This window comes from Antarctobacter sp. (genome assembly GCF_048262615.1).
In the GTDB taxonomy this organism is placed as follows: domain Bacteria; phylum Pseudomonadota; class Alphaproteobacteria; order Rhodobacterales; family Rhodobacteraceae; genus Antarctobacter.
This window is the reverse complement of sequence record NZ_JBLXFB010000003.1, coordinates 257,251-277,533: the sequence shown is the minus strand read 5'-3', so window position 1 is coordinate 277,533 and position 20,283 is coordinate 257,251. Positions and strand designations below refer to the sequence as shown.

Below are 20,283 nucleotides of genomic sequence, written 5' to 3'. Positions count from 1 at the left end.
TTACCTCGGCTCTTGGACAAAGGCGGACGTGACAACAATCTGGGCATAGCCCTGCGCGTCCTTGTTCAACGCCAGACCGAAAGACGTCGTTGGCATGGCGGGTTTGTATTTCAGGCAGGCGCGGACCAGCATCAGCTGATTGTCCATACCGGCCACAAAACTGCGCAGCGGACGCGGCTCTTCCTCGGCGTTCTTGCAATCCGCACCGGGCGGGATGGCGGCAAAGTTGCGCGGATCGACCTCTAGCATCTCCAGCCGGAGGTTTTCGGCGCAGCCGTCGACGATGACGGCCTCATCGCAAATCTTTTGCCGCACTTCCTCATATGTCGGGATGTCGCCGGTGTTGAGGCGGATCTCGCGGGTTGCAAGGTCGACCCCCCGCTCCAGCAGCGCGTGGCGCAGGTTCATGTAGCCCATTTCGACCGCCGCCGCGAGGATGAAGAAGAAGATGGTAAAGTAGACGGCGAATTCGATGGTGGCCGTCCCGTCCTCTTCACGACGGAACCTGTTCAGGGCAGTTTTCAGGCGATTTGTCATTGGATCAGCCTCAGGTTGTTGATCTGGCGGGCAATGGTGTCAAACGTGTCGTCGATGTCGTCACCGTAGACGTGGAAAGAGTGGCTGGGCGAAGACGCGCACCGGCGCATATCCGCTGCGGCAGTGGCGTCGGTCTCGAAGGCGATGGTAAAGACCGTGACGCCATTGGCCTTGGCCAGATCACACTGTTTCATCAGGTTGGTGACGTTGGTCGACTGGGACGACAGCGCGTAGTAGCTGCTGCTGCCCTGAACCTGCAATTCGGTCTCGCCGTTCAGCGGATCGCGCGGATCGTTGGGGCGGAACTGGTCGGTGGTCTGACCGTCCGTCATCAGCACGATGTACTTTTCCGTTTCGGGATCATGCCAGTCGATCGGACGGCCTTCGAAGCGCGGGGCCACCAGACCGTTGGCGATAAGGTGGCTGACCTCGTCCCGGTTGTTCGGGTCCAGCAGGGCAAGACCGTACTTCATGCCAAATTGCGTGCCGGTGCCGTCGTGCATCCGCATGTCCGCGATGAACGCGTTCAGGGCGGCCTCGTCGTCGGAAAAATACTGGATTGCGGTGTCTTCACCCGGGCACCAGCCCCAGTCCATCACCTCTGCCGCGATCGGCCAGAACATGAAATGCGGGACGTAGTCTTCCGATTGCGGCATGTCGGTCGTGTCGAACTCATGGTCGTAGATCTCGATGCACGAGCCCGGCATGTTGATGTTGACCGGGTCCGGCTCTGTCGGCTCCGTGGTGGTGGCCGGCTCGGGCTCGGGATTGGGCGATGTGTATTCCGCCGCCCATGCCGCATAGTCGATCTGGCCGAAGGAAAACGTGTTGCCGGGGATCTTGCCGGTGTTCTTGGTCGGACCAAGATCGGCTTCCGGTCCGTTCTGGTCGCCCTTGATCTGGAAGTAGCGGTTCTTTTCCTTGCCGCCCTTGATCGAGATGCCCAGGAACTGGCTCGGGTCCGTCAGTTCACTGTCGTGCGCCATCATGTAGGCGACGGCTCCGCGAAAGAAATCGTCAACATCGCGCGGCGCTGTTTCGGGGAAACCCTCGATCTTGTGGGCGCGGTTGTAGATGTCGTCACCGTCGGTATCGAAGTAGACCACGATGTTCGAAATCGCCTGTTCCCACGCCGGGAAGTAGCCGCTTGCCGCGGCGTCCGGGCTGGACCCATCCGTACAGGACGGGTCTGCCGTCCCCTCTTCGTAGTTTTCCGCATGGTTGTTGCACAGCGACCCGCCCGGCGCGTCCTGATCGCCGTTGCCCCAGCCGTTGTTCTGCTTTTGCTTCGGGCGTTCGCCACGGAAGTAGTCAAACAGAATGTCACCGGGGTTCACCTGCCCCGCGAAGGGGACAAGGTTCAGGGTGGTCACGCCTTCGGTCTGGTCGGTCATGACCTTGCTGACAAAGGCCTGCGCCGCCGGCTTCAGCTTTGTCATCCGGTCGTTGTACCGCATCGAGCCCGAAATATCGAGCACGAGGCTGATTTCAACGTTCGAGATCTTTTCCTCGGCGACGCTGATGGCCGGTGGACTCAATTCGTCGTAGCCGCTCATCTTCAGGAAAAAGGTCGGGATCGTCGTTTCGCCCCATGCCTTCACCGTCCTGTGGTTGAAACCATAGGTGACTTCGGACCCGGTCAGGACGTGATCCATCCCGGCCTTGTGCATGTAATCTGCGATCACCGCATCCGATGTCTGCACCTGATCAAGGTCCGCCGCCGCCAGAACGGCGCGGTCCATGTTGGTTTGTAGGACGGCCCGCGTGGCTTCAAACCGCATGATGTCCACCGCTGCCCCGGATATCACCAGGATCAATAGGGCCATCATGACCGAGAAGATGGTGATATTGCCGTCTTCTCTTGTCCGAAAGCGCACCAGCTTCGATCGTAGCATCTTGCGGCTGTTCATGTTCGCACTCCCATAGAAAAAGCCCATTCTGGCGGGAGTAAGGTATGGTTAAGAAATGAGCCGGATTTGCGGCGAATTCAGGCAAAACTCGGGACTTATTCAAGATTTGAGATGGATTAACATACTCAAAAGAGTAGTTAACGCAGGGTAAACCGAGGTTTTCGCGGATCATTGGATCAGCCTCAGATTATTGATCTGACGGGCGACACTGTCGAAGGCATCGACGATTTCCGCACCATGCACATGGAAGAAATGGCTGTCCGAAGAGGCGCAAAGCCGCATCTCCTCGGCCGCAAGCTCTGTTGTTTCAAAGGCGATGGTAAAGACGGTCACACCCTGCGCGCGGGCAAGTTCGCACTGCTGGTACAGATGTTCGAGGTTGGCAGCCCGCGCGGTGCGGACATTATAGTGGTCCGCGCCTTGGGACAGCAGTTCGACCTCACCGTTGATCGGCGCGTCGGGATCGTTGGGGCGGAACTGATCTGTCACCTGCCCGTCCGTCATCAGAACGATGTATTTCTCGGTCTCCGGGTCATGCCAGTCGATCGGACGCCCTTCGAACCGGCTTTCGATCAGGCCCGCGTCGATCAGGTGGCTGACCGCGTCGCGGGTCGTCGGGTCCAGCAGCGCCAGCGCGTATTTCATGCCGAATTGCGCGCCGGTGCCGTCATGCATCCGGATGTCGTCGATGTACTGCATCAGGCTTGGAGCGTCGGCAGAATAATACTGGATGGCCATTTGCTCACCCGGACACCAGCCCCAGTCCATGACTTGGGGATCAACTTCCCAGTGGTGGAAGATCGGTACATATTCATCTGACAGCGGCAGACTTGAATTGGCGAACTCGAAACTGTCGATCTCGATACAAGAGCCGGGCATATTGACGTTGACCTCTGGCCCGGTCGCTTCCGCTTCGGGACCGGCATAGGCCGCTTCCCACATGGCATAGTCGATCTGCGTGTAGGAATAGGTGTTGCCGGGGATCTTGCCCGTGTTCTTGGTCGGCCCAAGATCAGAGGTGGCCCCGTTCAGATTGCCCTTGACCTGAAAATAGCGGTTTTTTTCATTGCCGCCCTTGATCGAGATACCAAGGAACTGCGCCGGATCGGTCAGATCGCTGTCCTGCGCCATCATATAGGCCACGGCCCCCTTAAAGAAGTCATCCGCATCGCGCGGCGCGTCTTCGGGTAAATCCTCGATCTTGTGCGCGACATCATAGATGTCGTCGCCATTGGTGTCGAAGTAGACCACGATATTCGAAATCGCCTGCGGCCAGGGCGAAAAGAATCCGCCCGTCACCGGTCCGGCGGTGCCATCGGCGCAGGATGGATCGGCCAGCCCGGCTTCGTAGTTTTCGGCATTGTTGTTGCACAGCGACCCGCCCGGCGCGTCCTGATCGCCGTTGCCCCAGCCGTTGTTGCCCTTGATCTTGGGCCGCTTGCCAAGGAAATAGTCGAACATGATGTCGCCCGGATTCACCTGTCCCGCAAAGGGGATCAGGTTCAGGGTGGTCACGCTTTCGGTGCCGTCGGACATGACCTTTTCGACAAAGGCCTTGGCCGCCGGTTTGAGGTTGTCCATCCGTCCGTCGAACCGCATCGACCCCGAAATATCCAGCACAAGGCTAATTTCTACGTTGGCGATCCGTTCCTCGGCGGTGGCCAATGCGTTGGCGGGCAACATGTCTCGCCCCGACAACCGCAGAAAGATCGTCGACAGGCTAGAGGCGGCATCGGCGCTGACCGTGCGCTCATTCAGGCCCAGCGTGACGTCGACCCCGGTGACGTAGCTGTCCAGCCCGGCCTTGGCCACGTAGTCGCTGACCACCTCGTTCGGGGCCTGAAACTGATCCAGATCGGCCGCGGCCAGCACCGCGCGGTCCAGCGTGGTCTGCAACCGGGCGCGCGACGCCTCTTGCCGCATCAGATCGACCGACGCGCCCATGATGGTGAGCGTGAGAAGCACGATATAGACAGAGTAAATCGTGATGTTTCCAGAGTCCGCCCGGCAAAAACGCCCGATCGCGCTGGAGGCGCGCAGCAGGGCCGGCCGGGGGGAGAATGCAAATCGTGCCATCTTGGGTCTCCGTTGACGCCGCTGGGATCGGTGTGGCGGTACAGAACCCGTTTTCGGGTAAGATTCGGTCAAGCCTCTGGTCAGGAATGCGGCGCAATTGCGGCGAAAGCGGACGATTTTTTACAAACTTGTGGACCGTCAGCCCCGCGCAAATCAAAAAAGGGCGGCCCCCCGGACCGCCCTTTTCGACACAATGTCAGACCCGTCACAGCCCCTTGGCGCGATAGCTCGCCGCGACCCGTCCGATCGCCACGATAAAGGCGGCGGTGCGCAGGTCGGTCACGTCGGGCCGACTGTGCCAGACTTCACGCATCGACTGGTAGGCGATGCGCATGGTGTCATCCAGACCCGAGCGCACAAGCTCCAGTTCACCCGCGCCGCGCAGGTACTTGGTCTTGAAGTCCGGCGACATGGACCAGGCATCGCCCAGGTAACGGTCCAGCCGCTCCAGCTCGCGCACGATCAGCTCATGCCGGGATTCCTCCTGCCGGCGCTGCATCCGGCCGAACCGGATGTGGCTGAGGTTCTTGACCCATTCGAAATAGGACACCGTCACCCCGCCCGCGTTGGCATACATGTCCGGCACAATCACCGTGCCCTTCTCGCGCAGGATGTCGTCGGCCCCCGCCGTGATCGGCCCGTTGGCCGCCTCGATGATCATCGAGGCCTTGATCCGATGGGCGTTGCCAAGGTTGATCACGCCTTCCAAGGCGGCGGGAATGAGAATGTCGCACTCTTGCTCAAGCAGCGCCGCCCCTTCGGCGCTGTGGGTGGCGTCGGGATAACCGGTCACGCCGCCGTGCTTCAGGATCCATTGATGCACCGCCTCAACGTTCAGCCCCGCCGGATTGAACAGCCCGCCGTCGCGCTCAATGATACCGATGATCTGCGCGCCGTCTTCTTCCTGTAGGAACTTTGCCGCGTGATAGCCCACGTTGCCCAGACCCTGAACAATCACCCGCTTGCCGTCCAGCGTGCCGTCCAGACCCGCCTTGGCCATGTCCTCGGGATGGCGAAAGAACTCTTTCAGCGCGTATTGCACGCCGCGTCCCGTCGCCTCTGTCCGGCCCTGAATGCCGCCCGCATTGGTCGGCTTGCCGGTCACGCAGGCATTGCCGTTGATGTCGGTGGTGTTCATGCGCCGGTACTGGTCGGCGATCCACGCCATCTCGCGTTCGCTGGTGCCCATGTCGGGCGCGGGCACGTTCTGCGAGGGGTTGATCAGGTCGCGCTTGATCAGCTCATAGGCAAAGCGGCGGGTGATCTGCTCCATCTCGTGTTCGTCATACTGGCGCGGGTCAACGCACAGCCCGCCCTTCGAGCCACCGAACGGCGCCTCCACCAGCGCGCATTTATAGGTCATCAGCGCCGCCAGCGCCTCGACCTCATCCTGGTTCACCGAGGTGGCAAAGCGGATGCCGCCCTTGACCGGCTCCATATGTTCGGAATGGACAGAGCGATAGCCGGTAAAGGTCTGGATCTTGCCGCGCAGCCGGACACCGAAACGCACCGTATAGGTGGCGTTGCAGACGCGGATCTTTTCCTCAAGCCCCGGCGGCAGGTCCATCAGCGCCACGGCGCGGTTATACATGAGGTCAACGGACTGACGAAACGTCGGCTCGTTCGATGGAACGACGGGCCGGGATGTTGCGATGGACATGGGTTTCCTTCCTTTCCATTGCTCGCGCAGGACGCGCGCCCTGCGCGCGTGGTTCCTCTTGACGGGACCCCGCGGGGCGAGCCTAGCCCGGTGCCTGCCACATCCCAACCCTGCTTTTGCCCGAATCGACGCCTCGCCGACGCGCGCAACGGCGCAAAGGACCATTTTCGGTGACCGATCCCGACATTCGTTCCAAAGCCTGAAACAAAACCCGCGAAAATCGCAGGACTGTGCCGGGAACGGCTGCGGAACCATGGCAAAATCGGGCCCGGCTGCCCAAGTTTGGCCATTTTAAAATGGCATAAAATTGTCATCAAACTGAACCGGTCACGGCATGGGGGTGCCAGGCGAGCCGGTTGAAAGGTGCCAAAATGTTGAAATCGACAACAAGTCTGACGGGCTTCATTAAAAGCCGCAAAGCGATTGCATCGCGGGCGCGGTCCTTCGCCGAAGACACGTCCGGAACCATGTCCTATCTGGCGATTGTGGGATCGCTGGTCATGATGGTTTTCGGTGGCGTGGGCATCGACATGATGCATGCCGAACTCAAGCGCATCAAAGTCCAGAACACCCTCGACCGCGCGGTGCTTGCCGCCGCCAACATCGAAAACACGATGGCGCCGCAACTGGTGGTCGAGGAATACTTTGCCGCCATGGGTCTAGGCGACGCGCTGACCTCGATCGACGTCGAGCAGAGCATGACCGCCAAACGAGTGACGGCCAATGGGCAGTCCGCCATTTCCTCCGACTTCATGTCGCTGATCGGGGTGGACAAGCTGAATGCCTACGGTCTGGCCACCGCCGAACATGCCACCGCCAACATCGAGATTTCGATGGTGCTCGACGTGTCCGGTTCGATGGGCTGGAACAGCAAGATCATCAACATGCGCAACGCCGCGCGCAACTTTGTCGACATCATGATGCCAGCAGACGGTCAGGCGCTGACCACGATTTCGATCGTGCCCTACAATGCCACCGTGAACCTTGGCACCACAACAGCCAGCTATTTCACGCTGGACGATCTGCACGATTATTCGAACTGCGTGATCTTCGACCAGTCCGACTTTGATCAGGCGGCGGTCTCGCCCAGCGTGGAACTCACCCGGCTGGCGCATTTCGACCTGAATTCGTCCAATGTCAATTCGACGGCGATTTCGAATCCCTGGTGCCGCACCGGCAACACCAGCGCGGTCATGGCGCACAGCTCTGACCCCGCCACGCTCAAGTCCCACATCGACTCGCTGAACGCGGGTGGCAACACCGCCATCGACCTCGGGATGAAATGGGGCGCAGCCCTGCTTGACCCGGCCGCGCGGCCTGCAATCACCGCAATGTCCAACGACGGGCTGGTCGATCCCAATTTCGCGGCACGTCCGGCGTCCTATGCGGACCCGGAAACCTCGAAATACGTGGTCGTCATGACCGATGGCGAGAATACCACCCAGTACGATCTGAAACCGCACCACAAATTCGGGCTGTCAGAGGTCTGGATCGACGAACGCGGCAACACCGATCCCTCCGACGACCGCTTTTCGCTGCGGGTCCGCAACTATTCCGGCACCAGCAACGACCTGTATTACCTGCAACGCTACGACGGCTATTCGCAAAGCTATCGCTACCGCAATGCTCCGGACGGCGGCACCTCGGCCCGGCAGATGACCAATGCGGAACTCTTTGCCCGCTTCGGCACCCGCGCCGTCGCCAGCAAGATGTACCAGCGCCCCTATTACGACGGCTATGTGTCCTACAGTGATTACAACGACGTCTACTATGCCTATCAGGCCACCGTCGGCCCCGACCCGGCAGACAACCGGCTCGAAAGCATCTGTGACGCGGCCAAGGCGCAGGGTGTCGTTGTCTTCGCCATCGGCTTTGAGGCACCGCAACGGGGGCTGGACGCCATGCGCAACTGCGCCTCGTCACCGGCCCACTTCTTCGACGTCAACGGAGCCGACCTCGAAGAGACCTTTGCCTCTATCGCCAACACCATCACCCAACTGAGGTTGACCCAATGACCCGCGCCTTCCTTTCCCCCCTGCGCCGCTTCTGGGCCGAAGAGGCCGGCAACGCGGTGGTGCCCTACGCGCTCTGGTTGCCGCTGTTCATCGCCATGATCGTCTCGACGGTCGAGATCGGCACCATCACCGTCCGCCACACCCAGCTGGAACGCGCGCTGGACCAGACCGTGCGCGAGGTCAAGATCGGCGTGACCGCCCCCACCCATGACGCGCTCAAGGCGGCGATCTGCGAAAAGACCACCGTGCTGCAAAACTGCACCGGCACGCTGCACCTTGAGATGATCCCGCTGAACATGCGCAACTACACCGCGCCGCCCGTTACCGCCGATTGCGTGGACGTCAGCCAGGAGGCAACGCCGCAGCGCAATTTCAGCCACGGCGGCGGCGGCCAGCTGATGTTCCTGCGCGCCTGCTACAAGTTCCGCCCCGCCACCCCGGCGGCCACGCTGAACGCCAGCCTGCCCAAGGATGCCCTCGGCTACACCGCCATCGTGTCGACATCCGCCTTTGTCTACGAACCCAGCTGAGGAGATCCAGCCATGCGCCTTCCTTCGTTCCTCACGCGTTTCGCCTCTGACACCCGCGGTTTCGTCAACGTCGAGGCGGTCATCGTCTTCCCCGCGCTGCTGTTTCTCTTCGGTGTCGGCTGGACCTATTTCGACGCCTTCCGCCAGCAGGCGGTCAACCAAAAGGCCAACTACGTGATCGGCGACATGATCTCGCGCGAGACGACGGCCATCACGCCGGACTACCTCACCAATGCGCAGGGCCTGCTGCGGCACCTGACCAAGACCACCGGCACCGACAGCGACCTGCGGGTCACCGTGGTGCAGTACAGCACGCTCCATGGCGGCTGGAGCGTGGTCTGGTCCGACGAGCGCGGCGACCAGCCGGTGCTCACAACCGGCGATCTGGCGCTTTACGCGGACAAGCTGCCCTCGGGCACCAATGGCGACCAGCTGATTCTGGTCGAGACATGGGATGCCTACAACCCGGTGCTGAGCGTGGGACTGGATTCCTTTGAAATCCGCACCTACAGCTTCACCCGCCCGCGCTACGCGCCGCAAGTGGTCTATCAGCCCTCCGCCTGACCCGCCCCCACCACCAGACAAAAAAGGCTGCGGCATCGCCCGCAGCCTTTTGCCGTTTGCCCGGCCCCATGACGGGCCAAAGCCGCCTCTGGCCTAGTCGTTGTCCCGTTCATGCAGCAGATGGGTCATGATGTCGGCCACCGGGCGGGTCTGCGACCCTGCGGTCACGCCCCCCACGGCGACCCGCCGCCCCCATCGCCACCACAGACCCGGCCGCCATGCGCGCGGCCCCGGCTCCTTGAGGATCACCAGAAACCCGTTCGACGGCTTCATCGCGAACATGCCCCGGTCCACCTTGGCCACATCCTCCAGCCGCGCCACCACCGTGCCGTCGCTGTCGGTCAGCGCCTCTTCGGTCAGGATCAGCGCGTGACCGGTCGACTGCCACATCAACTGCGCCAGAACCAGCCCGACGATCCCCAGCACAACCAACACGGCCTTCCAGCCCAGCGCCATTTCGGGCGTGCTGAGCGCCACGTAGACCACCAGCGCCCCCAGCCCCATCATAGAGCCCACGCCAATCACCCGCCGCGAGGCGGACGCCGTGATCCGTGCCAGTTCTTCCTGTGCCATGTCTCTTCCCCGCTCTTGCGCCCACCTCTCCTACTGGGCGCATCGCACAGGGGAAAGCCCCGGAAAGCCCCGCTGCCCCGGTTTCTTCGCCGCGCTACCCCTCTGCGCGGCGCACAACCACCTCGGCCCCGCGCGCGGGCGGTTCAGTATCAACCAACTCCTGCGGGAACCCCGGCGCGCGCACGCTAAGGCCGGTGGCCTCTTCCAGCCGCTCGATCATCCGGTCGGACTGCGCCTGCGCGCCGAACCGCGCCTGCCCGTCGCGGATCATCGAAATCACCAGCGGCGACAGTTCCAGCGGCACGCCATGCGCCTCGGCCAGCGCCTGAAACAGACCCACATCCTTCATCACCAGATCCAGCGCAAAATCCACGTCGCGACTGCCCGACAGGATCAACTGGCTTTCGGTCTCATGCACAAACGACGTGCCAGAGGAAATCCGGATCGCCTCATAGGTCGTGGCCATGTCCAGCCCGGCGGCCTGCATGGTCGTCAGCGCCTCACACAGCGTCAGCAGGTTGGCGGTGGCCAGATAGTTGGTCATCACCTTCAGCTTGGACGCGGTGCCGACCTCTCCGGTATGCAGGACCTGCCGACCAAGGATCGTCAGCAGCGGCAAGACCGCCTCAAACGTCGCGCGCGGCGCGCCGCAAAAGACAGAAATATTGCCCGTCGCCGCCCGGTGACAGCCGCCCGACACCGGGGCCTCGACCGCAATCGCCCCCGTCGCCGCCACCCGCGCCGCCTGTTCCGCGATCACCGCCGGGTCGGTGGTCGACATCTCGACCCATGTCTTGCCCGGCCCCATCTGCGGCAACATCTGCGCCAGCACCGCCTCCGACGCCGCCGGGCTGGGCAGCGAGGTGATGACCACATCGCAAGAGGCCATCACATCCGCCGCCGAGGTGCCCGCCTCGGCCCCGTCCTCGATGAATCCCGCCATCTTGGCCGCATCCAGATCATAGACCCGCAGCGCCACCCCGTTGCGGTGCAGGTTGCCCGCCAGCTTGGCGCCGACCGCGCCCAATCCGATAAATCCCGTGGCCATACCGCCCTCCTGTTTGCGCCCACCCTTCGGCGCGCAGGCCCGCCGGTCCACCCCGTTTGCGACATGTTCCTTGTGCGCAGCGCCGCCCGCTCATAGCCTCGCCCAATGACATGGCCCGCCAACAGCGCAACACGGACCGACGACGCCGCCGCCGGGATCGAGGTGGACGAAACCTTTGAGCCGTTCACCCAACGCGACGACATCTTCAGCCGCGCCATGTGGGACGAGTCCGTCCGCTCCCCGCGCACCGACGCGTTTTTCGCCTCGTACAGGATCGAGGCCGCCCCCCGGCGCGGAGACGGCTTTACCCAACGCGATTTTGCCCTGCGCAACGCCGCTTGGCTGATTTCCGACATCATGACCGACCGCCACGCTGCCCAAGGTCGGCGTGAGGGGTTTCAGGCGGCGCTCAGCGCCGACACCCCCGTCTCCCCCGATCGCGTGCCCGTGGATGATCCGGCCCGCATGGCGGCAGAGGTCAAACGCACCGCGCGATTCTTTGGCGCGCAGCTTTGCGGCATCACCGATTTCGACCGTCGCTGGCTTTACTCCGCCCGCGTCGACACCCGCGACATGTCAGAGGCCCCGCATGACCTGCCCGAGGGGCTGACCAGCGTCATTGTACTGGGGCACGAAATGGACGCCGATCTGGTCGCCACTTACCCCTCGGCCTTGGCCGGGGCGGCGACCGGCAAAGCCTACAGCCATGAGGCGGCCGTGGCGCTGCAACTGGCCGCCTACATTCGTAACCTTGGCTATCAGGCGGTGGCCTCGATGAATGACACCGCGCTGGTCATTCCCTATGCGGTCAAGGCGGGTCTGGGCGAATACGCCCGCAATCAGTTGGTCATCACGCCGCAACTTGGCCCGCGCCTGCGGTTCTCCAAGATTTTCACCGACCTGCCTCTGACGCATGACACCCCGCGCCCGCTGGGGGTGGCCGCCTTTTGCGACATCTGCACCAAATGCGCCGATGCCTGCCCGGTGGCGGCCCTGCCCTTTGGGCCGCCCTCTGCCGACCGCCCCAACCGCTCGGCCATCAAAGGCGTGCGCAAGTGGACCTCGGATGCTGAAAAATGTTTCGGCTTCTGGGCCAAGCTCGCCTCGGACTGCGCCATCTGTCTGCGCGTCTGCCCGTTCAATCGCGACTACACCCGCTGGACGGCGCGGCTTTGGCGGCGGCTGGCCCTGTCGCGGTTTCGCCGTGTCGCGCTCTGGCTGGCGAGAGACCACGGCGCACGGGTCAAACCGCAAAACTGGTGGGCAGGCTGATGCCCCGGCTTTGCGTGGATACCCCCACCGGCCCGTTTGAGATCACCGAAACCGATGGCCAGATCACCCGCGCCACATGGACCCCCAGCGAGGCCGCCGACGACACGCCGCTGCTGCGCCGCGCCGCCGAACAGGTGACCGCCTATTTCAACGGCACGCTGACCGCCTTCGACCTGCCGCTGACGGTTGCGGCGAGTGAATTTCAACAACAGGTCTGCGCCCGGATCGCCGCCATCCCCTTTGGCGAAACCACCACCTACGGCGAGATCGCCAAAGCCCTCGGTGCCCCTGCTCAGGCCGTGGGGCGCGGCTGCGGCGGCAACCCCATCCCGCTGCTCATCCCCTGCCACCGGGTGCTGGGCTCTAACGGGCTGGGTGGTTTTTCCGGCGGCACAGGGGTGGAAACAAAGGTCTGGCTTTTGCGGCACGAAGGCGCGGGTGGGCTACTAATTTAGTGCGCGCAGCCTCGCCCCTGACGATTCTCGCAGCGACCCAACAGGTTAAGCGGACGTAAAATCACCTCTGTAACCCATTGATTTTTCTAGGCCGAAGATCTGTCCACGCGTGGACACCCTCATTTCCTGTCCATCAATCCCGACGCGGATCGCGCGGATAAACGCCCAGAATCTCCAGCATATCGGTGAAATAATCCAGCTCTTCCAGCGCCCGCCGGACGCCCGGATCTTCGGGGTGCCCCTCAATGTCCGCATAGAACTGAGTCGCCGTGAAAGACCCGCCCACCATGTAGCTTTCCAGTTTGGTCATGTTGACCCCATTGGTGGCAAAGCCCCCCATCGCCTTATACAAAGCCGCCGGAATGTTGCGGACCTGAAAGACAAAGGTCGTGATCATCCGCTCGCTGCCCCGCCGCGATGTGTCAGGCTCAGGCGACATCAACAGGAATCGCGTGGTGTTGTGGGCATGGTCCTCGATGTGGCGGGCCAGAATGTGCAGGCCATAGATCTCGGCCGCCAGATCCGATGCCAACACGCCTTCGTCACGCGCTTCGGTCCGCGCCAGTTCCGCCGCTGCCCCGGCGCTGTCCGGCGCGGCCACGCCCTGAATGTCGTATTTTGTCAGGAAACTCTGCGCCTGCGGCAGCAAAACAGGATGCGCCCGCACCCGCGCCAGCTCCTCGACCGGCACGCCGGGCAGCGCCATGAGGCTGATATGAACGCGCACAAACGCCTCGCCCACGATCCGCAAGCCACTTTCGGGCAGCAGACGGTGAATGTCGGCCACCCGGCCATAGGTCGAGTTTTCGACCGGCAGCATCGCCAGATCGGCCCGCCCGCCGCGCACCGCCGCGATCACGTCCTCAAACGACCGGCAGGGCAGCACCTCGGCCCCCGGTCGCGCCTCTGTGCAGGCCTGATGAGAATAGGCGCCCAGCTCTCCCTGGAAGGCAATCCGCTGTGACATTTCCGGCCCCTCGTCGCAAGACCCGCACAAACGGGCGATTGGTCGCGCCTTCTACCGCTTGCCCAGAGGGATGGAAAGCAATAGATACGCGCCCGACACCGACATAAAACAAGCAGGGCTTCCCATGTTCGATACCATGACCTTTACCAAGATCGTCGGCGGCGTCTGCGGCGCCTTGCTGATCTTCCTGATGGGCAAATGGGCCGCCGAGGGCCTGTATCACACGGGCGGCGGCCACGGTGACGAAGAGCACGCCGCTGGCTTTGTGATCCACGTCGATGACGCGGAACCCGTTGAAGAGGAAGAGGTGGACTTTGCCGCGCTCATGGCCGCAGCCGACGCAGACAAGGGCGAAAAAGTCTTTGGCAAATGCAAAGCCTGCCACAAGCTGGACGGCAGCAACGCAACCGGCCCGCACCTCGACGGCGTCGTGGCGCGTGCCGTGGGCGCGGTCGACGGCTTCAACTACTCGGGCAAGCTGAGCGAGGTTGCAGACGTCTGGAGCCCGGAACACCTCTTTGCCTTCCTCGAAAACCCCAAGGGGTATGCGCCCGGAACAACCATGGGCTTTGCCGGTCTGAAAAAGGCCGAGGATCGCGTGAACCTGATCGCCTATCTTGAGACCACCGGCGGCTGATCGCGTCGCGCGCCGGTCCGCAATGGGCCAGTTTCAGGGGCCGTCCGGTTCGGGCGGCCCTTTTTCGTGCCCGCAGGAGAGGCCCCCTGTGATCAGCGCCTTCACGCCGTTGACGTTTCCGTAATCTCGACTTGAATGTGGTCTCTGGGAAAACTTAGCTTAGAACTAAACAGGATGACCGACAAAATACCGGGTCGATCCGCCGGGTGACAGGGAGATGACGATGACGATTCAGGCCAAACGTCCTCAGGACCGCAGCGCCGTGCGCACACGGCCCGCCTTGGACATGCGTCTCATGGCGACCGGAACGCTGGCCGTCGGGCTGGCCCTTTGGGGCGTGGTGGCCCTTGCCCAAGACAGCGATGACAAGGTCACGACCTCGCATGGCTATTCCTACTTCGGCAATCTGGACTACCCGTCAGACTACAGCCATTTCGATTTCGTCAACCCGGACGCGCCCAAGGGCGGCAAACTGGTGCTTGGCGCGACCGGCACCTTTGACAGCCTCAACCCCTATTCGCGCAAGGGGCGCCCCGGTGCCCTGACAACCGTGCAGTACGACCAGTTGATTGAATCGACAGAGGATTCCATCGGGCAATACTACTGCATCCTGTGCGAAAGCATCGAGTACCCCGAAAGCCGCGACTGGGTTATCTTTCACATGCGCGAGGACGCAGTCTTTTGGGACGGCACCCCGGTGACCGCAGAGGACGTGGTCTATTCCCATAAGCTGTTCGTCACGCAGGGTCTGCCGTCTTACGCGCAGGCCGTCGGGCGCATGGTCACCAGCGCCGAGGCGCTGGACACCTACACGGTCAAGTTCACTTTCGATCCCGAGTTGACGAAACGATCCCGAATCGAAACCGTCGGCTCTACCCCGGTTTTCTCCAAGGCCTGGTTTGAGGCGGATACCGAAAACCGCCGTCTGGATGAGCCGCGTCTTGAGGTGGCGATGGGATCGGGTCCGTACAAGCTGGACAGCTTCGACGTGAACCGCCGGATCGTCTACAAACGCAACCCCGATTACTGGGGCAAGGACCTGCCGTACAACACGGGCCGCTATAACTACGACACCATTCAGGTCGAATACTTCGCCGACCAAACCGCCAGTTTTGAGGCGTTCAAGGCCGGGGCCTATACCTTCAAGGTGGAAAGCGACCCCAAGCAATGGGCGACGGCCTATGACTTCCCAAAGGCCAAGCAGGGCATCGTCAAGCTGGAAGAGATCCCGGACGGCAGCCCGCCGAACCCCACCGGCTTTGTCTTCAACCTCGCCAAGCCGCAGTTCGCCGACAAGCGTGTGCGCGAGGCAATTGCGCTGGCCTTCAACTTTGAATGGTCCAACGAGTCGTTGCTGCACGGGCTTTACACAACGCGCAGCTCTTTCGTCGAAGGCACCCATGTCGAGGCCAAGGGCAAACCGGCAGGCGCGGAACTGGAATTCCTCAAGGCGCTTGGCGATGTCGTCCCCGAAGAGGTACTGACCGAAGACGTATGGACGATGCATGTCTCTGATCCCTCTGACAGTCTTCCGTCGCGGCGCACGCGTCGGCAGGCGATGGGACTGCTGCAAGAGGCGGGCTGGACCGTGGGTCAGGACGGGCTGGCGCGCAATGACAAGGGTGAGACGCTCAAGGTCAACATGCTGATTCCGTCGAACATCGAATCCTCGGTCGAGGGGATGCACGATATCTTTGTGCAGAACCTGCGCCAGATCGGCGTCGATGCCAGTTTTGAAAAGGTCGATCCGTCGCAGTACACGTTGCGCCGCAGCGAACGTGACTATGACATGCTCTACTCCACCCGCTACGGCAGCTTTTTGTCGACGGGTGGCGGTCTGACGCAGATGTATGGCTCTGCCGAGGCCGAATTCAGCCTGTTCAACCCCGCCGGGCTGGCCAGCCCGCTGGTGGATGCGATCATCGACGCCAGCTTTGTCGCGGATAGTCAGGATGACACCGACGTGGCGCTGATGGCGCTGGACCGGGCCCTGCGGTACGAATTCTTTGTGATCCCCACGGGCTATATCGCGGACAGCTGGGTGGCCTATTTCGACATGTACGAACACCCGGAGACGATCCCGCCCTACGATCTGGGATATCTGAGCTTCTGGTGGGTCAACCCCGAGAAGGCAGCCGCGCTCAAGGCGGAAGGTCATCTGGACTGACATGGGAGCCTATATCCTCCGACGCCTCCTGCTCATCATCCCCACCCTGCTGGGGATCATGATCATCAACTTTGTGCTGGTGCAGTTTGTGCCCGGCGGTCCGATTGAACAGATCATCGCCCAGATCGAGGGTCAGGGCGATGTCTTTGGCGGCTTTGCCGGCGGATCGGACACGCCAGAGGCCGGCAACATGGGTGTCGGCAACGAAACCTATGCCGGGGCCCGTGGCCTGCCGCCCGAATTCATCGCTGACCTTGAACGCCAGTTCGGTTTCGACAAACCGCCGCTGGAACGGTTCCTGAACATGATGTGGAACTACATGCGGCTGGATTTCGGCGAGAGCTACTTTCGCTCTATCGGCGTGATCGATCTGGTTCTGGAAAAGATGCCGGTGTCGATCTCGCTGGGTCTGTGGTCGACGCTGATCGCCTATCTGGTGTCGATCCCGCTGGGCATCCGCAAGGCGGTCAAGGACGGCACCAGCTTTGACACATGGACCAGCGGCGTGATCATCGTCGCCTACGCCATCCCCGGCTTTCTCTTTGCCATCCTGCTGCTGGTGCTCTTTGCCGGCGGCTCTTACTGGCAGATTTTCCCGATCCGCGGCCTGACCTCGGACAACTGGTCAGAAATGAACATCTTCATGAAGGTGGCCGACTACTTCTGGCACATTGCGCTGCCGATCTTTGCCTCGACCATTTCGGCCTTTGCCACGCTGACCCTGCTGACCAAGAACAGCTTTCTGGACGAGATCAAGAAACAGTACGTCATGACCGCCCGCGCCAAGGGCCTGTCGGAAAAGGGCGTGCTGTATGGCCACATTTTCCGGAACGCGATGCTGATCGTCATCGCGGGCCTGCCGGGTGTCTTTATCGGCGTCTTCTTTGGCGGCTCCATCATCATCGAAACGATTTTCAGCCTCGACGGGCTGGGGCGGCTGGGGTTTGAGGCGGCGGTGGCGCGCGACTACCCGGTGATCTTTGGCACGCTGTTCATCACCTCGATGATCGGCCTTGTCGTCGGGCTGCTCTCGGACCTGATGTATGTCGTTGTCGATCCGCGCATCGACTTTGAAAAGCGGGAGGGGTGAGAGATGGTCGCAAATCCTCAGCCTGACACCTTGCCAGAACCGTCGGAGACGGTCGCTGTGCCGCCGCCGCCAAAGAAGGGGCTGTTTGTCCTTTCGCCGCTGAACAAGCGCCGCTGGAACAACTTCAAGCGCAACCGCCGCGCCCTGTGGTCGTTGTGGATCTTCGCGTTTCTCTTTGGCCTGTCATTGTTTGCCGAGTTCCTCGCCAACGACAAACCCATCCTCATCAACTACCGCGGCCAGTACTACACGCCGATCTTCAACTTTTACCCCGAGACAGAGTTCGGCGGCGATTTCCGGACAGAGGCGGCCTACCGCGACCCCGAGGTGCGCTGTCTGATCATCACCGGCGGGCTGGAGGGCTGTTTCGACGATCCCGACGCCATGATTGCCGACGCCGAGGCCGGGGCCGTCACCGATGACGGTTTCCAAAAGGGCTGGCTGCTCTGGCCGCCAATCCCCTACAGCTATGACACCCCCGTGGACCGCCCCGGCGCCGCGCCCCTGCCCCCCAGTGACCAGAACTGGCTGGGCACCGATGATACCAAGCGCGACGTGGTGGCGCGAGTGATCTACGGCTTCCGCCTGTCGATCATCTTTACCCTGATCGTGACGGTCTGCGCCTCTCTGATCGGCATCACCGCAGGCGCGTTGCAAGGCTTTTTCGGAGGTTGGCTGGACCTGATCTTTCAGCGGGTGATCGAGGTCTGGGGCGCGACGCCGTCGCTGTATATCATCATCATCCTCTTCGCGATTCTGGGGCGAAGTTTCTGGCTGCTGGTCTTTCTGACGATCTTGTTTGGCTGGACCGCGCTGGTGGGCGTGGTGCGGGCGGAATTCCTGCGCGCGCGCAATCTGGAATACGTCCGTGCGGCCAAGGCGCTGGGGGTGTCGAACTGGACAATCATGTTCCGTCACATGTTGCCGAACGCGATGGTGGCCACCGTGACCTTCCTGCCCTTCATCGTGACCGGCACCATCAGCACGCTGGCGGGGCTCGACTTCCTCGGATTTGGCCTGCCGTCGTCCTCGCCCTCCTTGGGGGAAATGACGCTTCAGGCGAAACAAAACCTGCAGGCACCTTGGCTGGCCTTCACCTCCTTCGCGGTCTTCGCGATCATGCTGTCGCTGCTGGTCTTCATCTTCGAAGGGGTGCGCGACGCCTTTGACCCCAGAAAGACCTTCTCATGAGCGCTTTGCTACAGGTCCGCGACCTCAAGGTCGGCTTTCGTCAGGACGGGTTAACCATCCCGGCCGTCAAAGGCGTCAGTTTCGAGATCGAAAAAGGCGAAACCGTCGCGCTGGTGGGCGAATCCGGGTCGGGCAAGTCCGTTACAGCGCTGTCGACCGTGTCGTTGCTGGGCGACTCCGCCCGTGTCGAAGGATCGGTGCTGTACAACGGGGCCGAGATGATCGGCGCTGGGGACAAACGCCTGCGCGACGTGCGCGGCAATGACATCAGCTTTATCTTCCAAGAGCCGATGACCTCGCTCAACCCGCTGCACACGCTGGAAAAGCAGATCCGCGAGAGCCTTGAACTGCATCAGGGGTTAAGGGGCGATGCCGCCCGCACCCGCATCATCGAACTGCTGACCAAGGTCGGAATCCGCGACGCGGAAACGCGGCTGGGAGCCTACCCGCACCAACTGTCCGGCGGCCAGCGGCAACGCGTGATGATCGCCATGGCGCTGGCCAACGGGCCGGAACTGCTGATCGCGGACGAACCGACAACCGCGCTGGACGTGACCATTCAGGCGCAGATCCTCGATCTGCTGGCGGGCCTCAAAGAGGCCGAGGATATGAGCCTGCTGTTCATCACCCATGATCTGGGGATCGTGCGCAAGATCGCCGACCGCGTCTGCGTGATGAAGAATGGAGAGATCGTCGAACAGGGCAAGACCTCCGAGATTTTTGCCAACCCGCAACACCCCTACACGCAGATGCTATTGTCCGCCGAAAGCACCGGCACGCCGGACCCGGTGGACGAGGGCGCGGAACTGATCGCCAGCACCGACAACCTCAAGATCTGGTTCCCGATCCAGCGCGGGCTGCTGAAACGCACCGTGGGTTACGTCAAGGCGGTCAACGATGCCTCCATCGCCGTGCGCGCTGGCGAGACGGTGGGAATTGTCGGCGAAAGCGGCTCTGGCAAGACGACGCTGGCGCTGGCCATCATGCGGCTGATCGGCTCTGAGGGGCAGATCACCTACCGGGGTCAGGACGTGAACGCCTGGTCGACCAAGCGGCTGCGCAAGCTGCGCTCTGAAATGCAGATCGTCTTTCAGGACCCTTACGGGTCGCTCAGTCCGCGCATGACCTGCGAACAGATCATCGCCGAGGGGCTGGAGGTGCATGGCGCGCCGGACGGCCGCCCGCACCGCGAACTGGTGGCCGAAGTCATGGTCGAGGTTGGCCTTGATCCAATGGCCATGCATCGCTACCCGCACGAGTTCTCCGGCGGTCAGCGCCAGCGTATCGCCATCGCCCGCGCCATGGTCCTGCGCCCGCGCCTGCTGGTGCTGGATGAACCGACCTCGGCGCTGGACATGACGGTGCAGGTGCAGATCGTAAACCTGTTGCGGGCGCTGCAACGTAGGTACGACCTCGCCTACCTGTTCATTTCCCACGACCTCAAGGTGGTGCGCGCGATGAGCCACAAGGTCATCGTGATGAAACAGGGCGACGTGGTGGAACACGGCAGCGCGCAGGACATCTTTGAGGCGCCGCAGACCGACTACACCCGCACCCTTTTGGCGGCGGCGCTCAACATCGCGTAAGGCGC

17 protein-coding genes are annotated in these 20,283 nt (G+C 62.2%); 10 read left to right on the top strand and 7 right to left on the bottom strand.

Translation table 11 applies throughout. The annotated features are described in order from the left end of the window. The 4 genes from ACN0S5_RS05100 to ACN0S5_RS05085 form a co-directional block, all read right to left on the bottom strand. The gene (locus tag ACN0S5_RS05100) at positions 1-537 is read right to left on the bottom strand and encodes a TadE/TadG family type IV pilus assembly protein (protein WP_417206568.1); all 537 of its coding nucleotides are present in this window, start codon (positions 535-537) and stop codon (positions 1-3) included. Then, on the bottom strand, positions 534-2,447 hold the full coding sequence (locus ACN0S5_RS05095) for a pilus assembly protein TadG-related protein (RefSeq protein ID WP_417206566.1): 1,914 nt from the start codon (positions 2,445-2,447) through the stop codon (positions 534-536). Before ACN0S5_RS05095 ends, ACN0S5_RS05100 begins: the two co-directional genes overlap by 4 nt. A 168-nt stretch (positions 2,448-2,615) precedes the next feature. Continuing rightward, complete coding sequence (locus ACN0S5_RS05090) at positions 2,616-4,523, bottom strand: pilus assembly protein TadG-related protein (RefSeq protein WP_417206564.1); 1,908 nt, start codon at positions 4,521-4,523, stop codon at positions 2,616-2,618. A 205-nt stretch (positions 4,524-4,728) separates the two neighbouring features. Then, positions 4,729-6,183: a Glu/Leu/Phe/Val family dehydrogenase gene (locus tag ACN0S5_RS05085; RefSeq protein WP_417206562.1), complete on the bottom strand. Its 1,455-nt coding sequence runs from the start codon at positions 6,181-6,183 to the stop codon at positions 4,729-4,731. A 467-nt stretch (positions 6,184-6,650) separates the two neighbouring features. Between ACN0S5_RS05085 and ACN0S5_RS05080 the strand changes: the two genes are divergently transcribed. The 3 genes from ACN0S5_RS05080 to ACN0S5_RS05070 are packed head-to-tail and all read left to right on the top strand — an operon-like array spanning position 6,651 to position 9,292. Next, on the top strand, positions 6,651-8,198 hold the full coding sequence (locus ACN0S5_RS05080) for a pilus assembly protein TadG-related protein (protein ID WP_417206560.1): 1,548 nt from the start codon (positions 6,651-6,653) through the stop codon (positions 8,196-8,198). Next, positions 8,195-8,728 (top strand): TadE/TadG family type IV pilus assembly protein, encoded by a 534-nt coding sequence (locus ACN0S5_RS05075; protein WP_417206558.1) that lies wholly within the window; start codon positions 8,195-8,197, stop codon positions 8,726-8,728. Before ACN0S5_RS05080 ends, ACN0S5_RS05075 begins: the two co-directional genes overlap by 4 nt. Before the next feature lie 12 nt (positions 8,729-8,740). Continuing rightward, a complete protein-coding gene (locus ACN0S5_RS05070) occupies positions 8,741-9,292 on the top strand; it encodes a TadE/TadG family type IV pilus assembly protein (RefSeq protein ID WP_417206556.1) in 552 nt (183 codons plus the stop codon). Between the two features lie 93 nt (positions 9,293-9,385). Here the strand turns inward: ACN0S5_RS05070 and ACN0S5_RS05065 are convergent, their stop codons facing one another. Together ACN0S5_RS05065 and ACN0S5_RS05060 are read right to left on the bottom strand one after the other, a co-directional pair. Then, positions 9,386-9,865 (bottom strand): hypothetical protein, encoded by a 480-nt coding sequence (locus tag ACN0S5_RS05065; protein WP_417206554.1) that lies wholly within the window; start codon positions 9,863-9,865, stop codon positions 9,386-9,388. Between the two features lie 94 nt (positions 9,866-9,959). After that, positions 9,960-10,913, bottom strand: coding sequence for an NAD(P)-dependent oxidoreductase (locus ACN0S5_RS05060; RefSeq protein WP_417206552.1), 954 nt, complete (start codon positions 10,911-10,913; stop codon positions 9,960-9,962). Between the two features lie 105 nt (positions 10,914-11,018). Here ACN0S5_RS05060 and ACN0S5_RS05055 point away from each other — a divergent pair, with 105 nt between their 5' ends. Together ACN0S5_RS05055 and ACN0S5_RS05050 are read left to right on the top strand one after the other, a co-directional pair. Then, a complete protein-coding gene (locus ACN0S5_RS05055) occupies positions 11,019-12,185 on the top strand; it encodes a 4Fe-4S double cluster binding domain-containing protein (RefSeq protein ID WP_417206550.1) in 1,167 nt (388 codons plus the stop codon). Next, on the top strand, positions 12,185-12,640 hold the full coding sequence (locus ACN0S5_RS05050; RefSeq protein WP_417206549.1) for a methylated-DNA--[protein]-cysteine S-methyltransferase: 456 nt from the start codon (positions 12,185-12,187) through the stop codon (positions 12,638-12,640). The genes ACN0S5_RS05055 and ACN0S5_RS05050 overlap by 1 nt, the downstream gene beginning before the upstream one ends. A 133-nt stretch (positions 12,641-12,773) precedes the next feature. On the opposite strand, the gene ACN0S5_RS05045 is transcribed toward ACN0S5_RS05050, so the two are convergent. Beyond that, positions 12,774-13,607: a prephenate dehydratase gene (locus tag ACN0S5_RS05045; protein WP_417206547.1), complete on the bottom strand. Its 834-nt coding sequence runs from the start codon at positions 13,605-13,607 to the stop codon at positions 12,774-12,776. 124 nt (positions 13,608-13,731) lie between these two features. Here ACN0S5_RS05045 and ACN0S5_RS05040 point away from each other — a divergent pair, with 124 nt between their 5' ends. The 5 genes from ACN0S5_RS05040 to ACN0S5_RS05020 all read left to right on the top strand — a co-directional run bounded on the left by ACN0S5_RS05040 (position 13,732) and on the right by ACN0S5_RS05020 (position 20,278). Continuing rightward, positions 13,732-14,244 carry a c-type cytochrome gene (locus ACN0S5_RS05040; RefSeq protein WP_417206546.1) on the top strand — a complete coding sequence of 171 codons (513 nt, stop codon included), beginning with the start codon at positions 13,732-13,734 and terminating at the stop codon, positions 14,242-14,244. A gap of 223 nt (positions 14,245-14,467) precedes the next feature. Next, positions 14,468-16,411, top strand: coding sequence for an extracellular solute-binding protein (locus tag ACN0S5_RS05035; RefSeq protein WP_417206544.1), 1,944 nt, complete (start codon positions 14,468-14,470; stop codon positions 16,409-16,411). Position 16,412: 1 nt separating this feature from the next. Continuing rightward, the gene (locus tag ACN0S5_RS05030) at positions 16,413-17,501 is read left to right on the top strand and encodes a microcin C ABC transporter permease YejB (protein ID WP_323770444.1); all 1,089 of its coding nucleotides are present in this window, start codon (positions 16,413-16,415) and stop codon (positions 17,499-17,501) included. A gap of 3 nt (positions 17,502-17,504) precedes the next feature. Next, positions 17,505-18,692, top strand: a complete 1,188-nt coding sequence (locus ACN0S5_RS05025; protein WP_417206541.1) for an ABC transporter permease — start codon at positions 17,505-17,507, stop codon at positions 18,690-18,692. Continuing rightward, positions 18,689-20,278 carry an ABC transporter ATP-binding protein gene (locus ACN0S5_RS05020; protein ID WP_417206540.1) on the top strand — a complete coding sequence of 530 codons (1,590 nt, stop codon included), beginning with the start codon at positions 18,689-18,691 and terminating at the stop codon, positions 20,276-20,278. Before ACN0S5_RS05025 ends, ACN0S5_RS05020 begins: the two co-directional genes overlap by 4 nt. Positions 20,279-20,283: the final 5 nt, after the last annotated feature.

Excerpts from the sequence above, each read along its gene's own strand:
- ACN0S5_RS05020 (WP_417206540.1), top strand. The coding sequence starts at position 18,689 with ATGAGCGCTTTGCTACAGGTCCGCGACCTCAAGGTCGGCTTTCGTCAG.
- ACN0S5_RS05040 (WP_417206546.1), top strand. The coding sequence starts at position 13,732 with ATGTTCGATACCATGACCTTTACCAAGATCGTCGGCGGCGTCTGCGGC.
- ACN0S5_RS05075 (WP_417206558.1), top strand. The coding sequence starts at position 8,195 with ATGACCCGCGCCTTCCTTTCCCCCCTGCGCCGCTTCTGGGCCGAAGAG.
- ACN0S5_RS05055 (WP_417206550.1), top strand. The coding sequence starts at position 11,019 with ATGACATGGCCCGCCAACAGCGCAACACGGACCGACGACGCCGCCGCC.
- ACN0S5_RS05095 (WP_417206566.1), bottom strand. The coding sequence starts at position 2,447 with ATGAACAGCCGCAAGATGCTACGATCGAAGCTGGTGCGCTTTCGGACA.
- ACN0S5_RS05090 (WP_417206564.1), bottom strand. The coding sequence starts at position 4,523 with ATGGCACGATTTGCATTCTCCCCCCGGCCGGCCCTGCTGCGCGCCTCC.
- ACN0S5_RS05065 (WP_417206554.1), bottom strand. The coding sequence starts at position 9,865 with ATGGCACAGGAAGAACTGGCACGGATCACGGCGTCCGCCTCGCGGCGG.
- ACN0S5_RS05035 (WP_417206544.1), top strand. The coding sequence starts at position 14,468 with ATGACGATTCAGGCCAAACGTCCTCAGGACCGCAGCGCCGTGCGCACA.
- ACN0S5_RS05060 (WP_417206552.1), bottom strand. The coding sequence starts at position 10,913 with ATGGCCACGGGATTTATCGGATTGGGCGCGGTCGGCGCCAAGCTGGCG.
- ACN0S5_RS05025 (WP_417206541.1), top strand. The coding sequence starts at position 17,505 with ATGGTCGCAAATCCTCAGCCTGACACCTTGCCAGAACCGTCGGAGACG.
- ACN0S5_RS05070 (WP_417206556.1), top strand. The coding sequence starts at position 8,741 with ATGCGCCTTCCTTCGTTCCTCACGCGTTTCGCCTCTGACACCCGCGGT.
- ACN0S5_RS05050 (WP_417206549.1), top strand. The coding sequence starts at position 12,185 with ATGCCCCGGCTTTGCGTGGATACCCCCACCGGCCCGTTTGAGATCACC.
- ACN0S5_RS05045 (WP_417206547.1), bottom strand. The coding sequence starts at position 13,607 with ATGTCACAGCGGATTGCCTTCCAGGGAGAGCTGGGCGCCTATTCTCAT.
- ACN0S5_RS05100 (WP_417206568.1), bottom strand. The coding sequence starts at position 537 with ATGACAAATCGCCTGAAAACTGCCCTGAACAGGTTCCGTCGTGAAGAG.
- ACN0S5_RS05080 (WP_417206560.1), top strand. The coding sequence starts at position 6,651 with ATGTCCTATCTGGCGATTGTGGGATCGCTGGTCATGATGGTTTTCGGT.
- ACN0S5_RS05085 (WP_417206562.1), bottom strand. The coding sequence starts at position 6,183 with ATGTCCATCGCAACATCCCGGCCCGTCGTTCCATCGAACGAGCCGACG.
- ACN0S5_RS05030 (WP_323770444.1), top strand. The coding sequence starts at position 16,413 with ATGGGAGCCTATATCCTCCGACGCCTCCTGCTCATCATCCCCACCCTG.